Raw genomic sequence first — 26,560 nt, forward strand, 5'->3', positions numbered from 1 at the left:
AAGTGCGCGCAAAGCGGCGCCAACACTGGCAATCTTGCCGCTGCCGACGCAATCTGCGCGACATCACTATAATGAACCCGTAATGATAATGCTTAATCGCTGATCTAATGGAAATTATGAATAACTGGAATCAATTTTTAACTGCCCAAGGCGCCCGCCCCCTTGCCGCCGAGAACGCGCCTGACGGCACCGCGCTTGCCACCAGCGTCTCCCCCATCGCCGATTTTGGCCACTCCCTGACAGTGCCCCAGCTGCAAGAAGGTTTTGTCGCGGCCATCACGGACCAGGGCTTGATCGGCCTGACCGGCGACGAGGCAGCCAGTTTCCTGCACGGCCAGCTGACCAACGACGTGGAACACCTGAACCAGGAGCAAGTGCGCCTGGCCGGCTACTGCACGCCGAAGGGCCGTTTGCTGGCCAGTTTTTTGATGTGGCGCAACGCCACCACCATTTATCTGCAATTGCCGCGCGCCATACAGCCCGCCATCCAGAAGCGCTTGCAGATGTTCGTGCTGCGCGCCAAGGCCAAGCTGCACGATGCGTCCGTTGATGCAGCGAACCAGGTCATGCTGGGCCTCGGCGGCAAGCAAGCCGACGCGGCCCTGTCGGCCTGGTTCCCCGCCCTGCCCGCCACGCCGCTCAGCAAGGTCGAGCATGCGCTGGGCACCCTGCTGCGCGTGGCCGATGCCTTCGGCAGCGCCCGCTATGAATGGCTGACGTCCGCCGCCACGGCGCGCGACGTGTGGCCGCAATTGGCGGAAAAACTGGCCAAGGGCGGCAATGACTGCTGGCAATTGTCGGACATCCATGCGGGCATCCCGCAGATCACGGCCGCCACGCAAGAGCAATTCGTGCCGCAAATGGTCAACTTCGAGCTGCTGGGCGGCGTCAATTTCAAGAAAGGCTGCTACCCGGGCCAGGAAATCGTCGCGCGCAGCCAGTATCTGGGCAAGCTCAAGCGCCGCACCACCCTCGTCAGCATCGCTGACGCAAGCGTCGTGGCCGGCGGCGAACTGTTTGCCGTCAGCGACCCCGAGCAACCTTGCGGCATGGTCGTCAACGCGGCGCCGAACGGCGTGGGCGGCTTTGACGCCCTCGTCGAAATGAAGCTGGGGGCGATCGAAGAAGGTTCAAGCGCCGCCGGCGCAGTGCGCTACGGCTCGGCCCAAGGTGCGGCCGTGCATTTCCTGCCCATGCCTTACGTGCTCGACGCACTCGACTTGTGAGAATGCCATGAAAGATTTGTACATTTATTATCAGGTCAAGGAAGAGCACGCCCAGGCGCTGGAAGCCCGGGTGCGCGCCTTGCAGGCGAAACTGGCGGCCGCGTCCGGCGTGGCGCCGCAACTGAAGCGCCGCCCCGAGGCCAAGGATGGCTTGCAGACGTGGATGGAAATCTACCCCGTCGTCGGCGAAGGTTTTGCCGAACTGCTGGCCGCGGCCGCCGAGGAAGCGGGCTTGCTGTCCCTGACGGCTGGTGCACGCCATACGGAAGTGTTCATGGATTTGCCCCCATGTGCCTGATCGTTTTTGCCTGGAAAGTCAATCCGCACATCCCGCTGATTGCCGCCGCCAACCGCGACGAATTCTATGAACGCGCCAGCGCCCCCGCCGGGGCCTGGCCCGAGCACCCGCAAGTGTATGCGGGCCGCGACCTGCAGGCGGGCGGCAGCTGGATGGGCATCACCCAGGCCGGCAGCGGCAGCTCGCGCTTTGCCGCCATCACGAACATCCGCAGCCCGCAAGACCGCAACCCGGACGCCCCCTCGCGCGGCGCCCTGGTGGCCGACTACCTGGCCGGCAGCATGTCGCCGCAGGACTACATCGCGCAAATCCGCCCCGGATGCAAAGCCTACAACGGTTTCAACCTGGTGCTGGGCGACGCGGATACGCTGATCTGGTTTTCCAACCGGGGCGATGGCGATGCGCGCAATGGCCAGCCATTGGAACCGGGCATCTACGGCCTGTCGAACGCCCTGCTCGACGCGCCGTGGCCCAAGGTGCTGAAGACCAAGGCCCAGTTCGCCAGCCTGCTGTGCCAGGGCGCCCCCGACGAAGCCTACTTCGACATGCTGGCCGACACCACGCGCGCACCGGACTTCCGCCTGCCCGACACGGGCGTGCCGCTCGACCTCGAGCGCGTGCTGTCCGCCGTCTGCATCGAAACGCCAGGCTACGGCACGCGCACGTCCACCGTCGTCAAATTGTTCCCCGATTCGCCCGGCGAACTGCATGAGCTGGTGATTCAATAAGGCCACCTTGCCCAGCCAAGGTCGGGGCGGGGTAGGTCGGGGTAGGTCGGCTTAGCGCGCGAGCGCGTAAGCCGACACCACCACCACATTCAACCGGCATCACCACCTTCCCCAATGTCGGATTACGCGCTCCTCCGGCGCGCTGATCCGACCTACGCAAGCTTCCCCTATCCTCATCGAAAATCCACCCACCATCCATCCGCACAAAAAAGAAAGCGCTTGCGCAAGCGCTTTCTTTTGTTTACGATAGATTCCAACGCGGCGACACAGCCGCACCCAATTGCAGCACACAATAAGAATAAAACTATCAGGAGACACCATGGCCACCATGGAAGATGTAGCGCGGGCGGCGGACGTATCGTTGTCGACCGTCTCTCACGTACTCAACGGCACCCGCAAGGTCAGCCCAAAAACCGTCGCCGCCGTCAACGCGGCCATGCAGCAGATCGGCTATGTGCCGAACATGCTGGCGCGCGCGCTGGCCGGCTCGTCGTCGGGCACCATCGGCGTGGCCATTTCCGCCTTCACCAATCATTACTTCAGCGAAACCGTGCGCGCCATCGAGGCCGCCTGCACGCGCCACGGCTTGATGATGCTGTTTTCCGACACGCATGACGATCCCGAGCAGGAACTCAAGGTGGTGCAGAACTTGCACCAGCGCCGGGTCGACGGCATCGTGCTGGCGCCTTCGGGCGATACGCGCAACCGCACGCTCGACTACTTGACCAGCAACAAGATCGCTTCCGTGCTAGTCGACCGCATGTCGCCGCAGCCGTTCGACCAGGTGGGCGTGGAAAACATCGAGGCGACGGCCCAGCTGGTCAGCCATCTGATCGCCGCCCACGGCCACCGCCGCATCGGCTTCATCAGCGGCGCACCGGGCCTGTCCACGACGCACGAGCGTATCGAAGGCTACCGCCTGGCCTTGCAGCGCGCCAATATCGCCTTCGACCCGGACCTGCTGCGTTCGGGCGACTCCAACCTCGAGCGCAGCGGCGCGGCCACGCGCGAACTGCTGGCCCTGCCTGCCGGACAGCGCCCGACAGCCATCGTGGCCGGCAATAACCTGATGACCATCGGCACCATGCACGCCTTGCGCGACGCACAGATTGCGGTACCGCAAGACGTAGCGCTGGCCGGCTTCGATGATTTCGACTGGGCCGATTACTTCAGCCCCCGCCTGACCGTGATGGCGCAGCCGCTCGAAGAGCTGGGCGCCATGGCCGTCGACCTGTTGATCGACCGTATCGCCAACCCGGGCCGCGCCCAGCATGTGCAGCGTTTGTCGCCGACCTTGCGCGTGCGCAATTCCTGCGGCTGCCCCTGACCTTTCACTGTAAATCAACATGCATCCAGCGATTTCCCTCGGTATCGATCTCGGTACCTCCGAACTGAAAACCGTGCTGATGGACGGTACTGGCACCGTGCGCGGCCAGGCCTCCGTGCGCATCGACACCAGCCGCCCGCAGCCGGGCTGGTCCGAACAAGCGCCGCAGGACTGGTGGGCCGCCTGCGTCAACGCCCTGGCACAGCTGCGCGCCGGCTGGCCGCAGGACTACGCACGCATCGCCTGCATCGGCCTGTCGGGCCAGATGCATGGCGCCGTGCTGCTCGACAGCAACGATAACGTGATCCGTCCCGCCATCCTGTGGAACGATGCGCGCGCCGAAGCCGAAGCGGCCAGCCTGGCGCGCGACTATCCCACCTACGCGGACGTGACGGGCAGCCTGCCCATGGCGGGCCTGACGGCGCCGAAACTGCTGTGGCTGCAAAAACATGAGCCGGCCGCGTTTGCCACCATCGCCTGCCTGCTGTCGCCGAAAGACTATCTGCGCCTGCGCTTGACGGGCAACAAAGTCACCGACATGTCCGACGCGGCCGGCACCCTGTGGCTGGACGAGGCCGCTCGCGCCTGGTATGCCCCCATGCTGGCCGCTTGCGGCCTGATGCCCGAACAGATGCCGGCGCTGGCCGAAGGCGACGCGGCCACGGGCACCGTGCCGGCCGCCGTCGCGGATCAGCTGGGCTTGCCCATGGACGTGGTGGTGGCTGCCGGCGGCGGCGACAATCCTGTCTCGGCCGTGGGCATCGGCGCCGTCAACGGCGGCGACAGTTTCATTTCGCTGGGCACCAGCGCCGCCATCGTCAGTGTCACCGAAGCGCCCTTGGGCAACCCGGCCGGCGGCGTGCACAGTTTTTGCCACGCCCTGCCCGGCCGCTGGTATGCGATGGGTGCGATCCTGTCCGGCGCCAGCTGCCTGCGCTGGGCCACTGGCGTGCTGGGCCAGCCCGACGAGGCCGCCCTGCTGGCGCTGGTGGAAAGCGCCCTGCCGCTCGATACGGCCATCGCGACATCCGCACCGCTGTTCCTGCCCTACCTGTCGGGCGAGCGCACGCCGCACAACGACCCGCAAGTGCGCGGCGCCTTTTTGCAGCTGGGCCACGACAGCACACCGGCGCAGCTCGGCTACGCCGTGCTCGAAGGCGTGGCGTTTGCCTTGCGCGATGCCATGGCGGCCGTCACCTCGACCGGTGCGGTGGTGCCCCACTGCATGCTGGTTGGCGGCGGCGCGCGCAGCCAGTACTGGGCACAATTGCTGGCCAATGTGCTGGGACGCGAAATGCGCACCCTGCACAACAGCGAGCTGTCGGCCAGCCTCGGTGCGGCCAAGCTGGGCTTTGCCGCCATCGGCGACGCCAGCCTGCTGACGCAGGGATTGCCCATCAAAAATACTTTCCTGCCCGATGCCGCGCACAGCGCAGCCTTGAGCATCCGCTACGGCCGCTACCGTAGCCTGTTTCCAGCCGTGCAAGCTCTGCACCAACTCAGTGATAAGGAATAGCAATGAATCAGCTGCAACAATTAAAGCAACACAGCACCGTCGTCGCCGACACGGGCGACTTTTTGCAACTGGCCCGCTTCGCGCCGCAAGACGCCACCACCAATCCGTCGCTGATTTTAAAAGCCGTGCTGCAACCCGATTACGCGCCCTTGCTGGAAAGCACGGTCGCAGCCCACAAGCATGCCTCGCTCGACGATATCGTCGACCAGGTGCTGGTGCGCTTCGGCCTGGAAATCCTGAAAGTGGTACCGGGCCGCGTATCGACGGAAGTCGATGCCCGCCTGAGCTTTGACCGCGACGCCACCGTCGCCCGCGGACGCCGCCTGATCGCCCTGTACGAACAAGCCGGCATTGGCCGCGAGCGCGTGCTGATCAAGGTCGCCGCCACCTGGGAAGGCATCCAGGCCGCGCGCGAACTGGAAAAAGATGGCATCTTTTGCAACCTGACCCTGCTGTTCGCATTTTGCCAGGCCGTCGCCTGCGCCGACGCGAAGGTGCGGCTGATTTCGCCGTTCGTGGGCCGTATCTACGACTGGCATAAAAAATCGCTGGGCGCGGCATGGGACGAAGCGGCGCGCAGCCTGTCCAACGATCCAGGCGTGCAATCGGTCACGCGCATCTTTAATTACTACAAGCAACATGGCATCGCCACGCAAGTAATGGGCGCCAGCTTCCGCAACGTGGGGCAGATCACGGCCCTGTCCGGCTGCGACTTGCTGACCATCAGCCCCGACTTGCTGGCCAAGCTGGAAGCGGCAGACGCGCCGTTCGAGCGCGCGCTGGGCGGCGACCTGGGCGCGGCGCAGCCGGCCGTCACGTATGACGAGGCGGCCTTCCGCTACGCCTTGAACGACGATGCGATGGCGACCGAAAAGCTGGCCGAAGGCATCCGCGGCTTCGCCGTCGATGCGGGCAAGCTCGATGCCATGATCGAGAAATTACGCAGCCAATAAGTTTGCACCCAGTTTTTTACCCGTAGCACCGTTTGTTTTTACAATAAAAACCCTTGGAGATCCTCATGAAAAAAGTCATTACCGCCTCCCTCTTGCTGTCCGCCGCCTGCGGCGCTTTCGCCGCCGACAAACCGCTGAAATCGATCGGCGTGAGCGTGGGCGACCTGGCCAACCCGTTCTTCGTCGCGATTGGCCGCGGCGCGGAAGAAAGCGCGAAAAAGCTGGGCGGGCCTGGCGTGAAAGTCACCACGGTGTCCAGCAAATATGACCTGAACACCCAGGTGGACCAGATCGAAAACTTTATCGCCAACAAGACCGATATCATCATCCTGAACGCCGTCGATTCCAAGGGCATCGCCCCGGCCATCAAGAAAGCGCGCAATGCGGGCGTGGTCGTGATCGCCGTCGACGTGGGCGCCGTCGGCGCTTCGGCCACCGTGATGTCCGACAACACCATGGCTGGCGACGTCTCGTGCGCCTACCTGGCCAAGCAGATCGGCGGCAAGGGCAATGTGGTGATCCTGAACGGCCCGCCGGTCACGTCCGTCATCGACCGCGTGAATGGCTGCAAAAAGACCCTGGCCGCGTTCAAGGATATCAAGATCCTGTCCGACAACCAGAACGCTGGCGGCAGCCGCGACGGCGGCATGACCGTGATGTCGAACCTGCTGACGGCCCATCCGAAGATCGACGGCGTATTCGCCATCAACGATCCGACCGGCATCGGCGCCGAACTGGCGATCAAGCAATCGAAGCGCACGGACGTCAAACTGATCACGGCCGTCGATGGCGCGCCCGATGGCCAGAACGCCCTGAAAAACAAGGCCGGCCTGTTTGCCGCCACCTCGGCGCAAAACCCGTACCGCATGGCGACCGATGCCGTGCAGATGGGTTACGACATCATGAATGGCCGTACGCCGAAGCAGACCATGGTGCTGTTGCCGACCCCGGCCATCACCAAGGAAAACGTCGCCACCTACACGGGCTGGGTAAAGAACTGATCTGCCTGACCTGAACCACGTGTTGCCCGCCCCGGCCCTGGCCCAAGGACGGGCAACAGTTTCACCAGCAAGGATATTCCCATGAGCGACGATATTATTTTTGAAATGCGCGGCATCGAGAAGCGCTTTGGCGCCACGCGCGCGCTGCGCGGCGTGCACCTGACGGTGCGCAGCGGCGAAATCCATGCCGTGATGGGAGAGAACGGCGCCGGCAAGAGCACCCTGATGAAGATCCTCTCGGGCGTGTACACGCCGGATGCCGGTGAAATCATTCTCGACGGCAAGCCGATCAAGATCCGCAGCCCGGGCGAGGCCCGCGCGCTCGGCATCAACCTGATTTACCAGGAACTGAGCGTGGCCAAGAACATGACGGTGGCGCAAAACGTCTTCATGGGCAGCGAACCGAAGGGCCCATTCTGGACCGTCAAGGGCGGCGAGATGCGTGCGCGCACGAACGCCATCCTGGCCGACCTCGGTTCCCGCTTCGACGCGGACACCATGGTAGCTACCCTGTCGATCGCCGAGCAGCAGCAGGTGGAAATCGCCCGCGCCCTCGTGCACGAAAGCCGCATCCTGATCATGGACGAGCCCACTGCCGCCCTGTCCGACCGGGAAACAGAACAGTTGTTTCGCATCATCGAAGAGCAGCGCGACAAGGGCCTGGCCGTGCTCTACATCAGCCACCGCATGGCCGAGGTGGAACGCCTGGCGCGCCGCATCACGGTGCTGCGCGACGGCGCTTATGTGGGCGAACTGGGCAAGGATGAACTGGATCAAAAGAAAGTCGTGCAAATGATGGTGGGGCGCCCCGCCGACGACTTTTATTCGCACCAGCGGCGCACCACGCGCGGTGCCGAACGCCTGCGCGTGGACAAGGTAGGCGGCGGCAAGGTCAAGCCCGCCTCGTTCACCCTGCATGCGGGCGAAGTGACGGGACTGGCCGGCCTCGTCGGCGCGGGCCGCACGGAACTGGCGCGCCTGATCTTTGGCGCGGACAAGAAGCAATCGGGGCAGGTGTGGCTCGACGGCCAGGAAGTGCACATCCACCGGCCGCTGGCGGCGATTCGCCACGGCATCGGCTATCTGCCGGAAGACCGCAAGAGCCTGGGCTTGTTCATGCAATTGTCGGCCATGGAAAACATGTCGATGAATATCCTGTCCAAACATTCGACGGCGGGCGTGGTCAACCGTGGTGCCCTGACGCAGCTCACGCGCGAGGCGATTGCCAACCTGAACGTCAAGGTCTCGGGCCCGGAAGGCATCGTGGGGGGACTGTCCGGCGGCAACCAGCAGAAAGTCTTGCTGGCGCGCTGGCTGGCCATCGCGCCGAAAGTCCTCATCCTCGACGAACCGACGCGGGGCGTGGACGTGGGCGCGAAGAGCGAAATTTACAAGATCATCCACCAGCTGGCCGATGCGGGCACGGCCGTGCTGTGCATTTCCAGCGAACTGGCCGAGCTGGTCGGCATCTGCGACCGCGTGATGGTGATGTGCGAGGGCCGCCTGACGGGCGAAGTAACGGGCGACGACATCACGCAGGAAAACATCCTCGCCTATGCCACCCATCTGGACGCCGCTTAAAAAATCAATACAGGGAGAACTATCATGACTACCACCACCACCCGCGGCGCCGCGCGCGCCGGCGAACCCTTCAATGCCTCGAACCTAATGCGCCGCCTGGGCATGCTGCCCGTGCTGGTCGTGCTGTACCTGGCCATGTATGGCCTGACCGTGTATTTCTCGGCCGACGGCACGTCCACGTTCATGACCAGCAATAACACCATGAACATCTTCCGCCAGGTATCGATCAATATCGTGCTGGCGTCGGGCATGACCTTCGTCATCCTGACCAGCGGCATCGATTTATCGGTCGGCTCCGTGCTGGCCGTCTCGGCCGTGGCAGGCATGCTGATGTCCTTGTCGGCCCAGTTCGCCGGCTTTTCGATTCCCGCGTTTCTGATCGTCGGCTTGCTGCTGGGCGCGCTCAACGGCGTGCTGGTCGCCCTCGTCGGCCTCAATCCGTTCGTCGTGACCCTGGGTACCATGACGGCCCTGCGCGGCGCGGCCTATCTGCTGGCCGACGGCACCAGCGTGCTGAACACGGAAATCCCCAGCTTCGAATGGATGGGCAACGGCAGCTTCCTGGCCGTGCCCTGGCTGATCTGGCTGGCCGCCGCCGTCGTCTTGCTGACCTGGTTTATTCTGCGCAAGACCACCCTGGGCCTGCATATCTACGCCGTCGGTGGCAATATCCAGGCAGCACGTTTGACGGGCATCAAGGTCGGTCTCGTCTTGATGTTTGTCTACACCATCAGCGGCCTGTTCGCGGGCCTGGGCGGCGCCATGTCGGCCAGCCGCCTGTATGCGGCCAACGGCAACTGGGGCACGGGCTATGAGCTCGATGCGATTGCGGCCGTCGTGCTCGGCGGCACCAGCCTGATGGGCGGCGTGGGTTCCGTCTGGGGCACCGTCATCGGCGCCCTGATCATCGGCGTGATGAACAATGGCTTGACGATCCTGGGATTGTCGTCGTTCTGGCAGTATGTGGCGAAAGGTGTCGTGATCGTGCTGGCCGTGATTCTCGATAAATGGCGCCAGAGCCACGCGCAGAACTGATGGTGCTGGTGGTGTCGGGTTACGCGCTTTGCGCTAACCCGACCTACCATAGCCGACGTAGGTCGGATTAGGACCGAAGGGCCGTAATCCGACAACACCGGAAGCACCGTTTAAAACTGCAGCCGCATCTCCACATGCGCAATCCCCGCCTCTTCAAACACGTCCCCCTGCTGCACGAAACCGTGGCGCGCATAGAATGGCGCGGCTACGGTTTGTGCGTTCAACACCACCGCCGCATCACCGCGTTCGCGCGCCTTGTCCATCAGCAAGGTCAAAATGGCGCCGCCCACGCCCGTGCCGCGGCCAGGCTGGCGCACGGCCATGCGGCCGATGTGGCCATCGGGCAATAGCCGACCCGTGCCGACGGCGTTGCCCGCGTCATCATAGGCCACGGCATGCAGGCAGACGGCGTCCATGTCGTCGAGTTCGATCTCGGCCGGCACTTTCTGCTCATCGACAAAAACTTCAAAACGGATGGCGGTGGCGTCCGGGCCCAGGGTGGCCCAGTCGCCGAGGCGGATGGTGTGCTTGGTCATGGTGTAATGTAGAAAGAAACAGGCCGTTATTGTCGCACGGCCTGCCTTTTGAGAGGGAGATCAGCTGAGCTTGACCAGCTGCTTGCCGAAGTTACGGCCTTTCAACAGGCCGATAAAGGCTTCCGGCGCGCTGGCCAGGCCCTCGGCCACGGATTCGCGGAATTTCAGCTTGCCCGTCGCCACCAGGGTACCCAGTTCCGCCAGGCCTTGCGGCCAGAATTCCGGCTGCTCGGAAACGATGAAACCGCGCATGGTGAGGCGGTTGGTGAGGATGAAGCGCGCATTGTTGAGCGGCGTCGGTTCGCCGTTGTAGCCGGCGATCCAGCCGCACAGGGCCACGCGGCCAAACGCGTTGGTGCGCGCCAGGGCCGCGTCGAATACGGCGCCGCCCACGTTTTCAAAGATGGCGTCGATGCCGTCCGGCGTGGCCGCGGCCAGGTCGGCTTCCAGGTTGCCTGCCTTGTAATCGATGCAGGCATCAAAACCCAGCTCGTCGACGACATACGCGCACTTCTCCGCCCCGCCCGCGATGCCGACGACCCGGCAACCCTTGAGTTTCGCCAGCTGGCCCACGACGCTGCCCACGGCGCCGCTGGCGGCCGACACGACCACCGTTTCGCCCGATTTCGGCGCCATGATCTGGTTCAAGCCATACCACGCCGTCATGCCCGGCATGCCGACGGAACCCAGGTAGGCGGACGCGGGGATATGCGTCGTATCGACCTTGCGCAACATGGTGCCGTCCGATACGGCCACTTCCGTCCAGCCCAGGGTCCCGACCACCGTGTCGCCGACGGCGAACTTCGGATGCTTCGATTCGAGTACCACGCCCACCGTGCCGCCGATCATGGTTTCATCGAGCGCCTGCGGCGCCGCATAGCTTTTATTCGTGCTCATGCGCCCGCGCATGTAAGGGTCCAAGGACAGATACTGGTTACGCACCAGCAATTCACCATCCTTAATGGCGGGAATGTCTTTGGTTTCCAGACGGAAGTTATCCGGCTGCACTTCGCCCGTGGGACGCGAGGCGAGGACGATGCGTTGGTAGGTGGTCATGAAGGCTCCTTATTGGATGAACAAGCTGAACCCTAAAGCGAAGGGCTGGGGTAATTCAATCATTAAATCTCATAGTCCATACACTGCCGCGCTTCGCGCACAGCGCCAAAAAACGGCTTGATTTTCACGTGCTCGGGATGGTTCTGGTAGGCGTCGAGCGCCTCGCGGCTGGCGAATTCGCTGTACAGGACGATGTCGTAGGTCGCTTCCAGGCCCGGCTGGGCCACGGCTGCCTCGAATTTCAGGATGCCGGGGACCAAATCCGAACATGAATCGAGCAGGGCTTTCAGTTTCAGGGCATTCGTGGCGCGGTCGGCGCCTTCAGCATGGTCTTTGAGTTTCCAGAAAACGATGTGCTTGAGCATGGTGGCAGGCTGCTTGTTTATTAATGAACCATTACTGTACCCGCTATCGGCGCGCCTTGCAGAAAGTACACAGCAAAAGAAAACGGGCGGCACTCAGGCCGCCCGCAGACTGGCTGTCAAGCAAGCATCACAGCACTTCGAACAGCCCCGCCGCGCCCTGCCCGCCGCCGATGCACATGGTCACCACCACGTATTTGACGCCGCGGCGCTTGCCTTCGATCAGGGCGTGGCCCGTCAGGCGGGCGCCCGACACGCCGTACGGGTGGCCGACGGCAATCGCGCCGCCATTGACGTTCAGGCGGTCCATGGGGATGCCCAGGGTGTCGGCGCAGTACAGCACTTGCACGGCAAACGCTTCATTGAGTTCCCACAAGCCGATGTCGGCGACAGTCAAGCCCGCTTTTTTCAGCAGTTTCGGGATGGCGAACACGGGGCCGATGCCCATTTCATCGGGTTCGCAGCCGGCCACGGCAAAGCCGCGGAAGATGCCCAGCGGCTGCAAGCCTTTCGCTTCGGCCACTTTCGCGTTCATCACGATGGCCATGGACGCGCCGTCGGAAAACTGGCTGGCATTGCCGGCGCTGATGACGCCGCCGGGCATGGCCGGGCGGATCTTCGCCACGCCGTCGTAGGTCGTATCCGCGCGGATGCCTTCATCAGCAGAGATCGTCACTTCGCGCGAGACCAGCATCCCGCTGGCCTTGTCGGCCACGCCCATGATGGTGGTCATCGGCACGATTTCCGCGTCGAACAGGCCGGCGGCCTGGGCCGCGGCGGCGCGCTGCTGGCTTTGCGCGCCATACACATCCTGCCGCTCGCGCGAGATCTGGTAGCGCTTGGCCACGGTTTCGGCCGTCTGCAGCATGGGCCAGTACACTTCCGGCTTGTGCTGCTGCAGCCAGACTTCCCTGTACATATGCGTGTTCATTTCATTTTGCACGCAGGAAATCGATTCCACGCCGCCCGCCGCATAGATATCGCCTTCGCCCGCGATGATGCGCTGCGCCGCCAGGGCGATGGCCTGCAAGCCCGAGGAACAAAAGCGGTTGACGGTCATGCCGGCCGTGGTGACGGGGCAGCCGCCGCGCAAGGCCACCTGGCGCGCGATATTGCCGCCCGTGGCGCCTTCGGGGAAGGCGCAGCCGACCAGCACGTCTTCCACTTCCTCCGCCTCGATGCGCGCGCGCTCGACGGCGGCCGCCAGCACATGGCCGCCCAGGGTGGCGCCATGCGTCATGTTGAACGCGCCCTTCCAGGACTTGGCCAGGCCCGTGCGGGCGGTCGATACGATGACGGCTTCATTCATGCTGTGTCTCCTTGTGGGAATGTTATGTGGTCAATGATGTTAGCTCGGAAGCAGAATAGCACATTTAAGTACGGTCGTTCGCAAAGTTCCGGCGGCCAGCTATTTGTAAGCTTGGCGTAAGTTTCAAGCAAGCATGACGTAAGGTTCGGAGAACACACTCGCCCCAAGCTGTTGCAAGAATGGTCAAAAAGACCTCGGCACCAGTTCACTATAAAACATAGGGAGACAAACCATGGCATCATCATCCGGCCCGGCCGACGTACGGAAAATTTCCACCAAGGGAACGCCGATCACGCCCGAGGAACGCAAGGTCATCTTTGCGTCATCCTTGGGCACGATCTTTGAATGGTACGATTTTTATCTGTACGGCTCGCTCGCATCGATCATCGCCAAGCAATTCTTCATCGGCGACCCCACCACCACCTTCATTTTCGCGCTGCTGGCCTTTGCCGCCGGCTTCATCGTGCGTCCGTTCGGCGCGCTGGTCTTCGGCCGCCTGGGCGACATGATCGGCCGCAAGTACACCTTCCTGATCACCATTTTGATCATGGGCGGCTCCACCTTCATCGTCGGCTTGCTGCCGGGCCATGCGTCCATCGGCATCGCCGCACCGATCATTCTCGTCATCCTGCGCATCCTGCAAGGCCTGGCGCTGGGCGGCGAATACGGCGGCGCAGCCACCTACGTGGCCGAGCACGCCCCTGAAGGCAAGCGCGGCGCGTTCACGGCGTGGATACAGACGACGGCCACGCTGGGCTTCTTCCTGTCGCTGATGGTCATCCTGGGCACCCGCCTGGCGACGGGCGAGAAGGATTTCGAGGCATGGGGCTGGCGCATTCCCTTCCTGGTCTCCGTCATCCTGCTGGGCATTTCCGTGTGGATCCGCCTGGCCATGAATGAATCACCGGCATTTGCCAAGATGAAAGCCGAGGGCAAGACCTCGAAAGCGCCGCTGACGGAAGCGTTCGGCAAGTGGAAAAACCTGAAGATCGTCATCCTGGCCCTGATCGGCCTGACCGCCGGCCAGGCCGTCGTCTGGTACACGGGCCAGTTCTACGCCCTGTTCTTCATGATCCAGACCCTGAAAGTGGACCTGGCCACGGCCAACGTGCTCGTCGCCGTCGCCCTGCTGCTGGCCACGCCGTTCTTCCTGTTCTTCGGCAGCCTGTCGGACCGCATCGGCCGCAAGTACATCATTCTCGGCGGCTGCCTGATCGCCGCCCTGACCTACTTCCCCATCTTCAGCGGCCTGACCCACTTCGCCAATCCGCAGCTGGAAGCAGCACTGAAGAACTCGCCAGTGGTGGTGGTGGCCGATCCCGCATCCTGCCACTTCCAGTTCAACATGACGGGTACCAAGAAGTTCCCATCGTCGTGCGACATCGCCACGGGCTTCCTGTCGAACAGCTCGGTGAACTACACGAAGGAAGACGCACCGGCCGGCTCAATCGCCAAGGTGCGCATCGGTACGAAGGAATTTACGTCGTTTAACGCCGTCATGACGCCGGACGGCCTGAACTTCGACGCCGACAGCAAGGCCCATGAAGCAGCACTGAAGAAAGAAATCGGCGCCGGCATCAAGGAAGCGGGCTACCCTGCGAAAGCCGATCCGGACCAGATCAACAAGCCGATGGTCGTCCTGCTGCTGTTCATCCTGGTGCTGTACGTCACCATGGTGTACGGCCCGATCGCCGCCATGCTGGTGGAAATGTTCCCGACGCGTATCCGTTACACCTCGATGTCCCTGCCCTACCATATCGGTAACGGCTGGTTTGGCGGCCTGTTGCCGACCACGGCCTTCGCGCTGGTGGCCTTCAAGGGCGATATCTATTACGGCCTGTGGTATCCGATCGTCGTCGCCTTGGCGACAGTCGTGATCGGCACCCTGTTCGTCAAGGAAACCAAGGACAACAATATCTACGCCGACGATTGATCCGTTGCAAGCCCTGGCCGCAAGGCCGGGGCCCGCAAAGCAAAACGCCGCTGACTGGTCAGCGGCGTTTTTTTATGTGGCGTATATGGCGGCAGGCTTATTTGTCGCTCTTGCCCTTTTTTAGCTGGTCGCGCTGCTGCACGTATTCCTGGTAGCTGGTCTGGTTGCGCTTGCGGCAGGCATTGCGGTCGTCGAAATTGTTCAGGCTATTGCAGTACTCGCCGATCTTGTCCCGGTTCGCGTCATACAGTACTTCGCAGCCGGTCATCGCCAGCAAGAAGGGAACGATCAGATATTTCATTGCTACTCTCATGGATAGGAACGGATTGCGCGAAAAAACACCAGATTGCCCGCTGGATAAGCGTGCAGCTTTATCTTAACGCGATCCCGGCGGAAAGTACAAGCGCTCGGTATTACTTATTAGAAAGGATTACCTGCGCGCGCGCCACTACATGCTATGGTGGAAGTTTCTCCTACCGGACTCGTCCCCAGGCATGCCGACCATTCCTCCCGCCCCCTGCGGCCCGCTGCAGCACCATTTCGACGCCTTGCTGCAAGACGTCTGCGCCAGCCTGGCTGCGCACGCAGGCAACTTGCTGGACGGCATATACCTGTACGGCAGCATCGCCCGCGGCGATGCCACGCCGGGCGTGTCCGACCTCGACCTGACCCTGGTGCTGCGCCAGCCGCCCACGCCGCCGCAACTGGAAACGCTGGAAGCGCTGCGCCTGGCCCTGCAGGCACGCCACCGGGAAGTACTGAAAATCGATTTCGATATCGGCCACCGGGCCCAAGTGCTGGCGCCGGAGCACCTGTACAGCTGGGGCTACTGGCTCAAGCACCAGTGCCGCTGCCTGTGGGGCGAGGACCTGGCGCCGCACTTTGCGCCATTCTCTCCCTCGCGCGCCATCGCCCTGGCCGTGAATGGCGACTTTGCCCGCGTGCTGGACGATTATGCGCGGCGCCTCGATGACGAGCGCGAACCTGCCGCCATCGCCCGCCTGCAGCGCGAAGCGTCGCGCAAGCTGATCCGTTCCTGCAACCTGCTGCGCCAGGATGGCGATCCCGGCTGGCCCGCCAGCCTGGACGAGCATGCCGCGCTGTTGCTGCGGCACACTCCCGCCATGCAGGCGCAAATAGATTATTTCCTGGCCCAAGCCAGGCCCGGTGCCGCGCCGGCCAGCGGTTTTGCGCCGGCCTTGCGCCAGTTCACGCGGTGGCTGGCGCGGCAACAGGCGGGCTAGACGCTTGCCTCCCCGTTCAGCAGCGGATTGGCCGCCGCAAACGCCGCCAGGTGCTCGAGCAGCACGCGCACGCGGGCCGGCAGGTAGCGCCGCTGCGTCCACACGGCATACACGTGGCGCGGCTGCGGCATCCAGTCGGGCAGCACGCGCACGAGCGAACCGCGCGCCACCTCGTCGCGGCATTGCAAAAGCGGGCACAGCAGGATGCCGATGCCCGCGTCGGCCATTTCCACGGCCAGGCGCATTTCATTGACGCGCAGGCGCGCCTGCGGTTCGATCAGCATTTCGGCGCCGTCGCCGGGCCGCCGCAAGCGCCAGCTGCGCAGCGGTTCGGCCACGATCAGCTCGTGCCGTTCGAGGTCCTGCAAGTCGCGCGGCACGCCGGCGCGCGCCAGGTAGCCGGGCGCGGCCACCATCACCAGCGCGGCGCTGCCCAGGCGGCGCTGCATCAGCGAGGAGTCGTCGAGCGCGCCCACGCGGATGGCCAGGTCGGCCCCGCTGCCCACCAGGTCTTGCAGCAGGTTCGACAGTTCCAGTTCCAGGCGGATGTCCGGATACTGCTGCATGAAGCTGACCCAGGCCGGCGTCAGCAAGCCGCTGGCGAAGTTCACGGGCGCCAGCACGCGGATGCTGCCCGAGACGGCCGACAGGCTGGCGTCGAGCTGCTGCGTCGCCTGCCGCAGGGCGTGCACGAGGGGCCTGCACTGCTCGTAGTATTGCCAGCCTTCCGCCGTCGGCTGCAGGCGGCGCGCGCTGCGGTTGAGCAAGCGGTAGCCGAGCTGGCTTTCCAGCTTTTGCAGCCGGCGCGTGACGGTAGCGGCGGGCAAGTCTTCCTTGACGGCCGCCGCGTGCAGGCTGCCCGCCTCGACGATGGCGACAAACAGGGCTAGGTCATCAAGCATGATTCGTCGAGCATGATTGCATTTTCGGAATTTGAAATTAAAAATATGGCTCTAGTATAGATTGCTGCAAGTCGTTACGCTGCATATCTTCACCATTTTGAAAGTGTCCCATGTCCGATGCCCTGCGCCTGCGCTGCGTATTTGCCTTCCTGATGTCGCTGGTCATGACCCTGCTGATGAGCGCCTGGGTCACCTGGCTCAATATCGGCCTGCAGGCGGACTTCCTGCCCCGCTGGCGCCATGCCTTCTTTGCCGCCTGGCCCGTGGCCTTCTGCGCCGTGATGCTGTTCGCGCCCCGCGTGCAACTGATGAGCCGCAGTATCGTGGCGCGGCTGGCCCGCCGCCCTTAACCGGCAGTCGGCCGCCGGCGGTGTCACTCGGTCACTGCCGCCCACGGCCGCCCTGATCCGGGCTATGCTATGGCCGTCCTTGTTTTTACAGTGGAGTGCCCATGCTCGATCACGTCTCCCTTACCGTCAGCGACCTGGAACGCGCCGAGCGCTTCTACGACGCCATCTTCGCCGCGCTGGACGTGCCCAAGGTGGGCAGCGACCATGCCAACGCCTGGATAGGCTATGGCGAGCGCAGCGATGCCGAGCACCCCGAACGCAGCTATTTTTCCGTGCGCCTGGGCCCCCAGCCCGACGACGCGCCGCGCCGCCATTGCTGCTTCAAGGCTCCCTCGCGCGCGGCCGTGCAAGCGTTTTGGCAGGCCGGACTGGCACACGGCGGCATCGACCTGGGCGCGCCCGGACTGCGCCACTATCACGCCAGCTATTACGCGGCCTTCCTGTTCGATCCGGACGGCAACCGCATCGAAGCCGTCTGCCATCGGGCCGACGCCGCCTGACAGGCGGGGAAATCCGCTTCTGTTCGGCATTTCCACTTCCATATGGTTTTGCCTATAATGGCTGGCACGCCATGCCGGTCCCCGGTCCCCGCATCAAGAAGGAGATTCATGCATCATCTATTCGTCGGCCGCCCCGCGCGCACCCTGCTCCTCTCCAGCGCCGGCTTGCTGCTGGCAGGCTGTTTTTCCGGCTGCTCCCTGCTGCCATCCTCGCCGGCCACGCCAGGCGTGCCCGCCACGGCGGCCCTGCCCGACGCCAGCATCGCGTATACCCTGAGCGGCCAGGCCGGCTTGCCCGTCGTGTTCCAGTCGGCCATGGGCGACGGCAAGGATGTGTGGGCCAAGGTGGTGCCGGAAGTGGCAAAACAGCACCGCGTGCTCGTGTACGACCGTCCCGGCTACGGCGACAGCCAGAAGACCACGACGCCGCGCGACCCCTGCACCATCGCCGCCCAGCAGCGCGCCCTGCTGGCGCAGGCGGGCCTGAAGCCGCCGTATGTGCTGGTGGGCCACGGGCTGGGAGGACTGTACCAGTATGTGTATGCCAGGCTGTACCCGCAGGACGTGGCCGGCATCGTCCTGCTCGATCCCACGCACCCGCAACAGTGGAACCGCCTGCAGACGGACGCGTCCACCTACGCCATGCTCGTGAAGACGCGGCGCAAACTGATGTTCAACAGTACGGAATCGGCCGAATTCGATGCACAGACGCAATGCCTGCAACACGTCGACATGAGCAGCCCGCTGCGCGTGCCCGCCATGCTGCTGGTGCGCGACAAGTTCGGCATCGAGGAAATGGGCTCGTTTGAAAACGTGGTGCGGGCCCAGGAAAAGGATTGGCAGCGCCTGTCCGGCGCGCCGGCCATCGAGCGCATCACGGGCGCCGGCTACTACATCCAGAAGGACAACCCCGTCATCGTCAACGAGGCGGTCAAGATGGTGGCGAAGAAGAAGTAAACATGCTTGCTGGCGTCCGTGGTGGCGTCGGATTACGCGCTTGCGCGCTAATCCGACCTACCCGGCCATTGAAGCCCTTGTCAAAGCGTAGGTCGGATTAGCGAGGCGAAGCCGCGCGTAATCCGACGCCATTGTTGGCGCTTTTGGTGACGTCGGATTACGCGCTTGCGCGCTAATCCGACCTACTCAGCTATTGAAACCCTTGCCTTCGCCCGCCAGCTGCACCAGCAGCGGCGCCGGCGTCCACGCTTCGCCGTGGCGGCCTTTCGCGTAGCCATTGATGGTATCGAGCACGTTCGGCAAGCCCACCGTGTCCGCGTAGAACATCGGGCCGCCGCGGAACAGCGGGAAGCCGTAGCCCGTCAAATACACCATGTCGATGTCCGAGGCGCGCAGGGCGATGCCCTCTTCCAGGATGCGCGCGCCTTCGTTGACCAGCGCATACACGAGGCGTTCGACGATTTCCTGGTCGCCGATCTTGCGCCGCGCCACGCCGATGTCGGCGGAATGCTGGAAGATCATCGCATTGACCTGTTCCGACGGATACGCCTTGCGGTCGCCCGCCTTGTAGTCATACCAGCCGGCGCCCGTCTTCTGGCCGTAGCGCCCCAGTTCGCACAGCAGGTCGGCCGTCTTCGAATACGTGACGTCCGGCTTTTCCACGTAGCGGCGCTTGCGGATGGCCCAGCCGATGTCGTTGCCGGCCAGGTCGCCCATGCGGAACGGGCCCATGGCAAAGCCGAATTTCTCGACGGCCTTGTCGACCTGTTCCGGCAAACAACCTTCTTCCAGCAGGAAACCGGCCTGGCGGCTGTACTGCTCGATCATGCGGTTGCCGATGAAGCCGTCGCACACGCCCGAGACGACGCCCGTCTTCTTCAGCTTTTTCGACAGCGCCAGCGCCGTGGCCAGCACGTCCTTGCCCGTTGCCTTGCCGCGCACGATTTCCAGCAGTTTCATGACGTTGGCCGGGCTGAAGAAATGCGTGCCGATCACGTCTTGCGGACGCTGGGTGAACGCGGCGATCTTGTCCAGGTCCAGCGTGGACGTGTTCGAGGCGAGGATGGCACCCGGCTTCATGACGGCGTCGAGCTGCTTGAAGACGGTTTCCTTCACGCCCAGCTCTTCGAACACGGCTTCGATGACGATGTCGGCCTGCGCGATGTCGGCATAGGCCAAGGTGCCGGAAACGAGCGCGATGCGCTGCTCGGCCTTCTCTTGCGTCAGCTTGCCCTTCTTGACCGTGTTCTCGTAATTCTTGCGGATGGTGGCCAGGCCCTTGTCCAGCGCTTCCTGCTTCGTTTCCAGCAGCATCACGGGAATGCCCGCGTTGGCGAAGTTCATGGCGATGCCCCCGCCCATGGTGCCGGCGCCCACGATGGCCGCGCTGGCGATCGTGCGCACGGGCGTATCGGACGGCACGTCGGGCACCTTGTTGGCGACGCGCTCGGCAAAGAAGGCGTGGCGCAAGGCTTTCGATTCGGGCGACTGCACCAGCTGCATGAACAGTTCGCGTTCGTATTTCAAGCCATCGTCGAATTTCATCGTCACGGCAGCCGCCACGGCGTCGACGCATTTGAGCGGCGCGGGGAACGGGCCGGACATGGCCTTGACCGTATTGCGCGAAAACTGCAGGAACGCTTCGTGGTTCGGGTAATCGACCTTGCGCTCGCGTACTTTCGGCAGCGGACGCACGTCGGCTACCTTGGTGGCGAAGGCCACGGCGGCTTGCAACAGGTCGGCGCCGGGCGCGATGACTTCGTCGAACAGGGCCGTGCCCGCCAGTTTCTCGGACGCCACGGGCGTACCGGAGACGATCATGTTGAGGGCCATTTCCAGGCCCAGCACGCGAGGCAGGCGCTGCGTGCCGCCCGCGCCCGGCAAGATGCCGAGTTTGACTTCCGGCAAGGCCATCTGCGCGCCGGGCGCGGCCACGCGGTAGTTGCAGCCCAGCGCCAGCTCCAGGCCGCCGCCCATGCAGACGCTGTGGATCGCCGCCACGACGGGCTTGGTCGACTGTTCGACGACGTTGATCAGGGTGTGCAGGGTCGGTTCCGTGAGCGCCTTGGGCGAATTGAATTCCTTGATATCGGCGCCGCCGGAGAATGCCTTGCCGGCGCCCGTGATGACGATGGCTTTGACGGACTCGTCCTCCAGCGCCTGGCGGATGCCGGCCACGGCGGCCGTGCGCGTCGCCAGGCCCAGGCCATTGACGGGCGGATTGGCGAGGGTAATGACGGCAACGGCGCCGTTCACTTGATATTCAGCACTCATGTCTCTTCCTTATTGGTTTTGCTCAACGTATGAGGTGGTTGCAAGGGATGAAGCTTTACTATACCGCACAAAAGAACGCTCGTATTATTTTTGTCGCGTGCGCGCAGCCGCCAGCATGCTACGCCATGGTACAACATCGTTTGCGGAAAGATTCTGCTGCAAGCGGCAGGCTCCAGTAGAAGCTATCACTTGGATATTCATTTAAATAATAAAACAGCAATAATAATAACGGCGTTTTACTATGTGAAACAAGGCGTTTGTTATATGCCGGCATGGGTCGATTGCGACAATTTTTACATTATTTATTCCCGCCCCTTGTTTTTCCAAAGATGCTGGGGAATAATAAAATTATTGATTCAAATCAATACTCTACAATTTATCTAAGATAAGGCAAACCGCAGGGTAAACACTGGCGGCAGTTGATCGCGCACATTCTCACCGATTATCACCAGAGGCCGGCCGCTGCAATAACATCCCTGTCTTATATAAATAGCAGAAAAAAGAATAACAGCAGTCTATCGTTCCCATTCCTCTTCTCACCCCGAAGGAAATATTATGGACGCAGCCAGCCATGTCAGCCATTCCCAGGATCTGGACTTACAAGCGATAAATACTGCATTGAACCGTGTCCAGGCCGTCATCGAATTCGAACTCGACGGCACCATCCTGCATGCGAATGACAATTTCCTGCGCGTCCTCGGCTATACGCTGGCCGAAGTGCAAGGCAAGCACCATGCCATCTTCTGCGACCCCGAGTATGTGAAAACGGCCGAATACCACGATTTCTGGGCCAAGCTGGGACGTGGCGAGTTCGACCATGGCGAATACAAGCGCCGCGCCAGGGATGGGCGCGAAGTGTGGATCAACGCGTCGTACAATCCCATCCTTGACGCGGACGGCAAGCCGTATAAAGTCATCAAGTTTGCCACCGACATCACGGCCAGCAAGCGCCGCAACGCCGATTACGAAGGCAAGATCGACGCCATCAGCAAGGCGCAAGCCGTGATCGAGTTCCGGCTCGACGGCACCATCCTCGACGCCAACGACAATTTCCTCAAGTCCGTCGGCTACACGCTCGACGAGATCAAGGGCAAGCACCACCGCATGTTTTGCCTGCCCGAGTACGCCCAGAGCGAGGAATACGCGCAGTTCTGGCAGAAGCTGGGACAAGGCCAGTTCGATTCGGGCGAATACAAGCGCGTCACCAAGGACGGCCGCGAAATCTGGCTCAATGCCTCGTACAACCCCATTTTCGACGCGGAAGGCCGGCCCTTCAAGGTCGTCAAGTTCGCCAGCGACGTGACCGCCCTGAAAAAGCGCAATGCCGAATACGAAGGCAAGGTCAGCGCCATCGGCAAGGCACAGGCCGTGATCGAATTCGACATGCAGGGCAAGGTGCTGGACGCGAACGACAATTTCCTCGCCGTCATGAACTACGACTTGAGCGATATCCAGGGCGAGCACCACCGCATGTTCTGCGAACCCGAGTATGCCGGCAGCGCCGAGTACAAGAAATTCTGGCAAAAGCTCAACCGGGGCGAATTCGACGCGGGCCGCTACAAGCGCCTGGGCAACCATGGCAAGGTGGTATGGATACAGGCCACCTACAATCCCATCCTCGACCTGAACGGCAAGCCGTATAAAGTGGTCAAGTTCGCCATCGACATCACGGACCAGGTGAACCTGGAAAACAGCATCCAGGCCAAGGCCGCCAGCGACAGCCGCAAGGTCGATGCCCTGCTCGGCTCGGTGGCGCGCGCGGCACAAGGCGACCTGACCTGCAATATCGTGCCCGAAGGCGACGAGCCGATCGACCTGCTGGCCGGCGGCATCAGCAAGATGATCGGCGACTTGCGCGGCGTGATCGGCAACGTGGTGTCGGCCGCGAACGGCTTTGCCGACGCCTCGCACACGATCGCCGAGCGGGCCACGGGCGTGGCCGTGGGCACGCAGGCGCTGGGCGCCACGGTGGAAGAAATGAACGCCTCCATCGACGGCCTGACGTTTTCCATCAATTCCATCGCGGAAAACACCTCGAATGCCGATTCGCTGGCGAAAGCCACGCAGCAGGAAGCGGAAGCGGGCGCGCGCGCCGTCGCCAAGTCGATCGAGGCGATGGACCTGATCAACCGTTCGTCGGAAGACATCGGCGAAATCGTCAAGGTCATCAGCGAGATCGCCAACCAGACGAACATGCTGGCCTTCAATGCGGCCATCGAGGCGGCGCGCGCAGGCGAGCACGGCCTGGGCTTTTCCGTCGTCGCCGACGAAGTGCGCAAGCTGGCCGAGCGCTCCTCGCAAGCGACCAAGGAAATCTCCAAGCTGATCAACGAATCCGTCAAGCGGGTGTCCACCGGCAGCGAAATCTCGCGCCAGGCCAGCGATGCCTTCGACAAGATCGTCTCGGGCGTGGCCAAGACCACCCTGGCCATCTCGGACATCTCGAAGGCGGCCAACGAGCAGCTGCTGACGGCGCGCGAAGTGTCGACGGCGATCCAGTACATCGCCGAGGAAACGGAAAAGTCGGCCGCCAACTGCGACAGCATCGCCCGTTCGACGGATGGACTGAACGAGCGCGCGGGCAGCCTGAACCAGACTGTCTCCGGCTTCGTGGTGTAGGCCATGAGCCACGCGGCCACCTTGACGCCCGAGGTGCTGACGAACCTGATCGCGCTGGTGCGCCAGCATACGGGCATCGCCATGACCGCGCGCAAGAGCGTCTTGCTGGAACGGCGTTTGCAGCCACGGCTGCATGCGCTGTCCCTGCCCAACTACCAGGCGTACCTGGACCGGGTGGCCAGCGACCGCGACGAGGTGGCCCATTTCATCGACCTGGTGACCACCAACGATACCCTGTTCTTCCGCACGCCGCAGGTCTGGGATTACTTCCGCGACCGCTACCTGCCCGCCTGGTCGCGCGCCCATCCCGACGGCTGCCTGAACATCTGGTCGGCGGCGGCGGCCAGCGGCGAGGAGCTGTATTCGATCGCCATGCTGTGCGAGCAATTCAGGCTGCAAACGCCCGCTTTCCGCTACCAGATCCTGGCCAGCGACATTTCGCAGCAGATCCTCGGCGCGGCGCGGGCCGGCCAGTACAGCGGGCGCTCCGTCGAACGCATCCGCTTGTCGCACCCGGATTTGCTGCGCAAATATTTCACGCCCGCGCCGTACGGCGTCAAGGTCAACGAGGAATTGCGGCAACACATCAGCTTTGCCCAGCATAACTTGCTCGAAGCGTTGCGCCCGGCGCGGCAATTCGACCTGGTATTCCTGCGCAACGTGCTCATTTATTTCGACGCCGGGCACCAGGAAACCGTGCTGCGCCAGGCGCGCCTGAGCCTCAAGGATGAGGGCCGGCTGATCCTGGGCGAGTCGGAAAGCATCGCGCGCCTCGGTACCGGCTATCAATTCGAATTTCCCATGATTTACAAGGCGGGTAGCGCATGAGCATCATCATCGAGCATGGCCTGCCGCCGCACCATGTTGGCATGGGGCAACTTAGCGTGGGCACGCCGGGGCAACAGCTGCAAGCGCTGCTGGGCTCCTGCATCGGCATCGGTTTCATCTGGAAGAACGGTCCCTGCTGCGGCCTGGCCCATTGTCTTCTGCCGGAAGCGCCCGGAGCCGAGCATGCTCTTGGCGCGCGCTATGTGAGCCAGGCCGTGCCTTCGCTGCTGCGCCTGATGGGCGTGCGCCAGGCCGATTACGCCGATATCGACGTGGTGCTGGCGGGCGGCGCCCACATGTTTGGCCCGCGCAACGGGCGCTTGCAGGTGGGCCGGCAAAACGCGGAAGCGGCGCATAAATACCTGGCCCAGTGCGGCTTGCACGTCAGTTTTTGCGCGCTGGGCGGGCGCCACGGGCGCCAGTTGCTGATCGATTGCGCCCGGCACAGCTACGCCGTCACCGATGTGGTGGCGCCACCCGAATTGATTCCACGCAAGGAAGGCGCATATGGATATGCATGAAGAGCGCGACACGGCCACCGAACTGTTCGGTTCCTTCCACCTGGGCGACGATGAATTCGCCCTGCCCGCCAGCTGCATCCGCGAAGTGGTGAACTACCCCGCGAAAGTCACGGCCCTGCCCCTGTCGCCCGCGTACCTGGAAGGCATGTTCACCTTGCGCGGCAGCGTCATTCCGGTGGTCAACCTGGGCCGCCTGTTCCGCGCCGATGCGCCGCGCGCCGTCGCCACCGACAAGATCGCCATCCTCGATTTCCAGCAAGTGCTGATCGGCATCGTCTTCCAGGACACGGGCGAAATCCTGCGCGTGCCCGCCAGCGCGCGCAGCGCCCTGCAATATGCGGCCGGCGACAGCCACGCCGTCATCGCCGGCACGATTTTGCTCGACGGCGGCGCGCGCCTGCTGCAGATCCTCGACCCGCACGCCCTGCTGCGCATCGAAAACGTGCCCCATGTGCTGGCCCTGCAGGCGACGGGCGCCAGGCTGAGCACGGCCCGCTACCATGCGCAAAGCGAACGCCGCCAGTGCGTCAGCTTCCATGCGGCCGGCGCCACGTTCGCCTTCGAAATGCTGGCCATCCAGGAAATCATCAAGGTGCCGGAGCTGCACAGCTCCCTGCTGAATAGCGCGCTGTGCCTGGGACGCATGCATTTTCGCGGCAGCCAGGTGGCCGTCGTCGACTTCGGCGCCCTGCTGCAGGCGGCCGGTTCCGGCACGGCGGCCAAGGCGGCCACCTTGGACCAGCGCATCATCGTCGTGCGCCTGGGCGACACGAGCGTGGGCTTCCTCGTCGACTCCGTCGACAGCATCGTGCATTTCTTTGGCGACGAAGTGCTGCCGATTCCCCTGCTGAGCAAGGCGCGCGCCGCCATGTTTGCCGGCTGCATCACGAAAGAGGGCCTGGGCGACATCATTTTCCTCGATCACAAGGGCATCCTGTCGCAGGCCGAGATCGTCGAGATGCGCGATGGCCACGCGCGCCTGTATCCGGCCGACACGGAGACGGCCAGCGCCGCCACGCACAAGGCGCGGCGCCGCGTCTACATCACGTTTACGGTGGAAACCCGCTTCGCCGTGGAAATCGGGCAAGTGCGCGAAATCATCGATTTCAGCGGCGCCATCACCACGCCGCCGGGCATGCCGGCCTGCATGCGCGGCATGCTCAACTTGCGCCAGCAAATGATCAGCATCATCGACTTGCGCCAGCTGTACGCGATGCCGGCCCTGCCGGACGCCAGCAGCGGCAAGATCCTGATCGTGGAACGGGGCGCCGAACGCTACGGCTTCCTCGTCGACCACGTCGACAACATCATGACCATCTCGGACAGCCAGCGCTTTGCGGCGCCGCAAATCATCCGCACGGGAGAACATGACGACTTGCGCAGCGAAATGGATGAAATGATCGACATCGGCACGGATGCGCAGCGCCAGACCCTGTCCGTCTTCCAGTGCGATCATCTGCTGGAAAAACTGGAGACGGCGCTGCCGCAAGCGGCCTAGCTTGCC

At 63.3% G+C, this 26,560-nt stretch carries 25 protein-coding genes; 18 read left to right on the forward strand and 7 right to left on the reverse strand.

Translation table 11 applies throughout. The features are described 5' to 3' along the window. Positions 1–107 precede the first annotated feature (107 nt). From ygfZ to ACQ4WQ_RS11590, 9 genes are all read left to right on the forward strand, one after another. Entirely contained in the window at positions 108–1,226 is a 1,119-nt protein-coding gene (ygfZ, locus tag ACQ4WQ_RS11550) for a CAF17-like 4Fe-4S cluster assembly/insertion protein YgfZ (RefSeq protein WP_436497130.1), read from the forward strand. Between the two features lie 7 nt (positions 1,227–1,233). After that, entirely contained in the window at positions 1,234–1,524 is a 291-nt protein-coding gene (locus tag ACQ4WQ_RS11555; RefSeq protein ID WP_326457428.1) for a DUF4936 family protein, read from the forward strand. Continuing rightward, complete coding sequence (locus ACQ4WQ_RS11560; protein WP_326457429.1) at positions 1,515–2,252, forward strand: NRDE family protein; 738 nt, start codon at positions 1,515–1,517, stop codon at positions 2,250–2,252. The genes ACQ4WQ_RS11555 and ACQ4WQ_RS11560 overlap by 10 nt, the downstream gene beginning before the upstream one ends. A gap of 319 nt (positions 2,253–2,571) precedes the next feature. Next, entirely contained in the window at positions 2,572–3,579 is a 1,008-nt protein-coding gene (locus ACQ4WQ_RS11565; protein ID WP_436497133.1) for a LacI family DNA-binding transcriptional regulator, read from the forward strand. A gap of 31 nt (positions 3,580–3,610) precedes the next feature. Next, a complete protein-coding gene (gene xylB / locus ACQ4WQ_RS11570; RefSeq protein WP_436497415.1) occupies positions 3,611–5,095 on the forward strand; it encodes a xylulokinase in 1,485 nt (494 codons plus the stop codon). A 2-nt stretch (positions 5,096–5,097) separates the two neighbouring features. After that, on the forward strand, positions 5,098–6,048 hold the full coding sequence (gene tal, locus ACQ4WQ_RS11575; RefSeq protein WP_326458961.1) for a transaldolase: 951 nt from the start codon (positions 5,098–5,100) through the stop codon (positions 6,046–6,048). Between the two features lie 65 nt (positions 6,049–6,113). Next, a complete protein-coding gene (locus ACQ4WQ_RS11580) occupies positions 6,114–7,049 on the forward strand; it encodes an ABC transporter substrate-binding protein (protein WP_077404737.1) in 936 nt (311 codons plus the stop codon). Positions 7,050–7,130: 81 nt separating this feature from the next. Beyond that, the gene (locus tag ACQ4WQ_RS11585) at positions 7,131–8,630 is read left to right on the forward strand and encodes a sugar ABC transporter ATP-binding protein (RefSeq protein WP_436497135.1); all 1,500 of its coding nucleotides are present in this window, start codon (positions 7,131–7,133) and stop codon (positions 8,628–8,630) included. A gap of 24 nt (positions 8,631–8,654) precedes the next feature. After that, a complete protein-coding gene (locus tag ACQ4WQ_RS11590; protein ID WP_436497137.1) occupies positions 8,655–9,665 on the forward strand; it encodes an ABC transporter permease subunit in 1,011 nt (336 codons plus the stop codon). Positions 9,666–9,775: 110 nt separating this feature from the next. Here ACQ4WQ_RS11590 and ACQ4WQ_RS11595 read toward each other — a convergent pair whose 3' ends face one another. From ACQ4WQ_RS11595 to ACQ4WQ_RS11610, 4 genes are all read right to left on the reverse strand, one after another. Then, a complete protein-coding gene (locus ACQ4WQ_RS11595; protein WP_436497139.1) occupies positions 9,776–10,201 on the reverse strand; it encodes a GNAT family N-acetyltransferase in 426 nt (141 codons plus the stop codon). 60 nt (positions 10,202–10,261) lie between these two features. Beyond that, positions 10,262–11,257, reverse strand: a complete 996-nt coding sequence (locus ACQ4WQ_RS11600; protein WP_436497141.1) for an NADP-dependent oxidoreductase — start codon at positions 11,255–11,257, stop codon at positions 10,262–10,264. 62 nt (positions 11,258–11,319) lie between these two features. Then, complete coding sequence (locus ACQ4WQ_RS11605) at positions 11,320–11,622, reverse strand: Dabb family protein (RefSeq protein WP_436497143.1); 303 nt, start codon at positions 11,620–11,622, stop codon at positions 11,320–11,322. Between the two features lie 127 nt (positions 11,623–11,749). Further along, complete coding sequence (locus tag ACQ4WQ_RS11610) at positions 11,750–12,928, reverse strand: acetyl-CoA C-acyltransferase (RefSeq protein ID WP_436497145.1); 1,179 nt, start codon at positions 12,926–12,928, stop codon at positions 11,750–11,752. A gap of 232 nt (positions 12,929–13,160) precedes the next feature. Here ACQ4WQ_RS11610 and ACQ4WQ_RS11615 point away from each other — a divergent pair, with 232 nt between their 5' ends. Next, entirely contained in the window at positions 13,161–14,861 is a 1,701-nt protein-coding gene (locus ACQ4WQ_RS11615; RefSeq protein ID WP_436497147.1) for an MFS transporter, read from the forward strand. Between the two features lie 97 nt (positions 14,862–14,958). Here ACQ4WQ_RS11615 and ACQ4WQ_RS11620 read toward each other — a convergent pair whose 3' ends face one another. Then, complete coding sequence (locus ACQ4WQ_RS11620) at positions 14,959–15,162, reverse strand: hypothetical protein (protein WP_070302494.1); 204 nt, start codon at positions 15,160–15,162, stop codon at positions 14,959–14,961. 193 nt (positions 15,163–15,355) lie between these two features. On the opposite strand from ACQ4WQ_RS11620, the gene ACQ4WQ_RS11625 reads away from it, so the two are divergent. Next, positions 15,356–16,105, forward strand: coding sequence for a nucleotidyltransferase domain-containing protein (locus ACQ4WQ_RS11625; RefSeq protein ID WP_326459529.1), 750 nt, complete (start codon positions 15,356–15,358; stop codon positions 16,103–16,105). On the opposite strand, the gene ACQ4WQ_RS11630 is transcribed toward ACQ4WQ_RS11625, so the two are convergent. Further along, entirely contained in the window at positions 16,102–17,007 is a 906-nt protein-coding gene (locus tag ACQ4WQ_RS11630) for a LysR family transcriptional regulator (RefSeq protein WP_326459528.1), read from the reverse strand. The genes ACQ4WQ_RS11625 and ACQ4WQ_RS11630 overlap by 4 nt on opposite strands. 110 nt (positions 17,008–17,117) lie before the next feature. Here ACQ4WQ_RS11630 and ACQ4WQ_RS11635 point away from each other — a divergent pair, with 110 nt between their 5' ends. The 3 genes from ACQ4WQ_RS11635 to ACQ4WQ_RS11645 all read left to right on the forward strand — a co-directional run bounded on the left by ACQ4WQ_RS11635 (position 17,118) and on the right by ACQ4WQ_RS11645 (position 18,814). After that, positions 17,118–17,357, forward strand: a complete 240-nt coding sequence (locus tag ACQ4WQ_RS11635; protein WP_326459527.1) for a DUF2798 domain-containing protein — start codon at positions 17,118–17,120, stop codon at positions 17,355–17,357. A 101-nt stretch (positions 17,358–17,458) separates the two neighbouring features. Beyond that, the gene (locus tag ACQ4WQ_RS11640) at positions 17,459–17,857 is read left to right on the forward strand and encodes a VOC family protein (RefSeq protein WP_436497150.1); all 399 of its coding nucleotides are present in this window, start codon (positions 17,459–17,461) and stop codon (positions 17,855–17,857) included. Between the two features lie 108 nt (positions 17,858–17,965). Continuing rightward, complete coding sequence (locus tag ACQ4WQ_RS11645; protein WP_326459525.1) at positions 17,966–18,814, forward strand: alpha/beta fold hydrolase; 849 nt, start codon at positions 17,966–17,968, stop codon at positions 18,812–18,814. A 186-nt stretch (positions 18,815–19,000) separates the two neighbouring features. Here the strand turns inward: ACQ4WQ_RS11645 and ACQ4WQ_RS11650 are convergent, their stop codons facing one another. After that, entirely contained in the window at positions 19,001–21,088 is a 2,088-nt protein-coding gene (locus ACQ4WQ_RS11650) for a 3-hydroxyacyl-CoA dehydrogenase NAD-binding domain-containing protein (protein WP_436497152.1), read from the reverse strand. 555 nt (positions 21,089–21,643) lie between these two features. Here ACQ4WQ_RS11650 and ACQ4WQ_RS11655 point away from each other — a divergent pair. The 4 genes from ACQ4WQ_RS11655 to ACQ4WQ_RS11670 are packed head-to-tail and all read left to right on the forward strand — an operon-like array spanning position 21,644 to position 26,554. Next, positions 21,644–23,707, forward strand: a complete 2,064-nt coding sequence (locus ACQ4WQ_RS11655) for a methyl-accepting chemotaxis protein (RefSeq protein WP_436497154.1) — start codon at positions 21,644–21,646, stop codon at positions 23,705–23,707. 3 nt (positions 23,708–23,710) lie between these two features. Continuing rightward, positions 23,711–24,535 carry a CheR family methyltransferase gene (locus tag ACQ4WQ_RS11660; protein ID WP_436497156.1) on the forward strand — a complete coding sequence of 275 codons (825 nt, stop codon included), beginning with the start codon at positions 23,711–23,713 and terminating at the stop codon, positions 24,533–24,535. After that, entirely contained in the window at positions 24,532–25,056 is a 525-nt protein-coding gene (locus tag ACQ4WQ_RS11665) for a chemotaxis protein CheD (protein WP_436497158.1), read from the forward strand. Before ACQ4WQ_RS11660 ends, ACQ4WQ_RS11665 begins: the two co-directional genes overlap by 4 nt. Further along, entirely contained in the window at positions 25,043–26,554 is a 1,512-nt protein-coding gene (locus ACQ4WQ_RS11670) for a chemotaxis protein CheW (RefSeq protein ID WP_436497160.1), read from the forward strand. The genes ACQ4WQ_RS11665 and ACQ4WQ_RS11670 overlap by 14 nt, the downstream gene beginning before the upstream one ends. Positions 26,555–26,560: the final 6 nt, after the last annotated feature.

This window comes from Janthinobacterium goodfellowi, from assembly GCF_051380695.1.
Classification (GTDB): domain Bacteria; phylum Pseudomonadota; class Gammaproteobacteria; order Burkholderiales; family Burkholderiaceae_D; genus Janthinobacterium.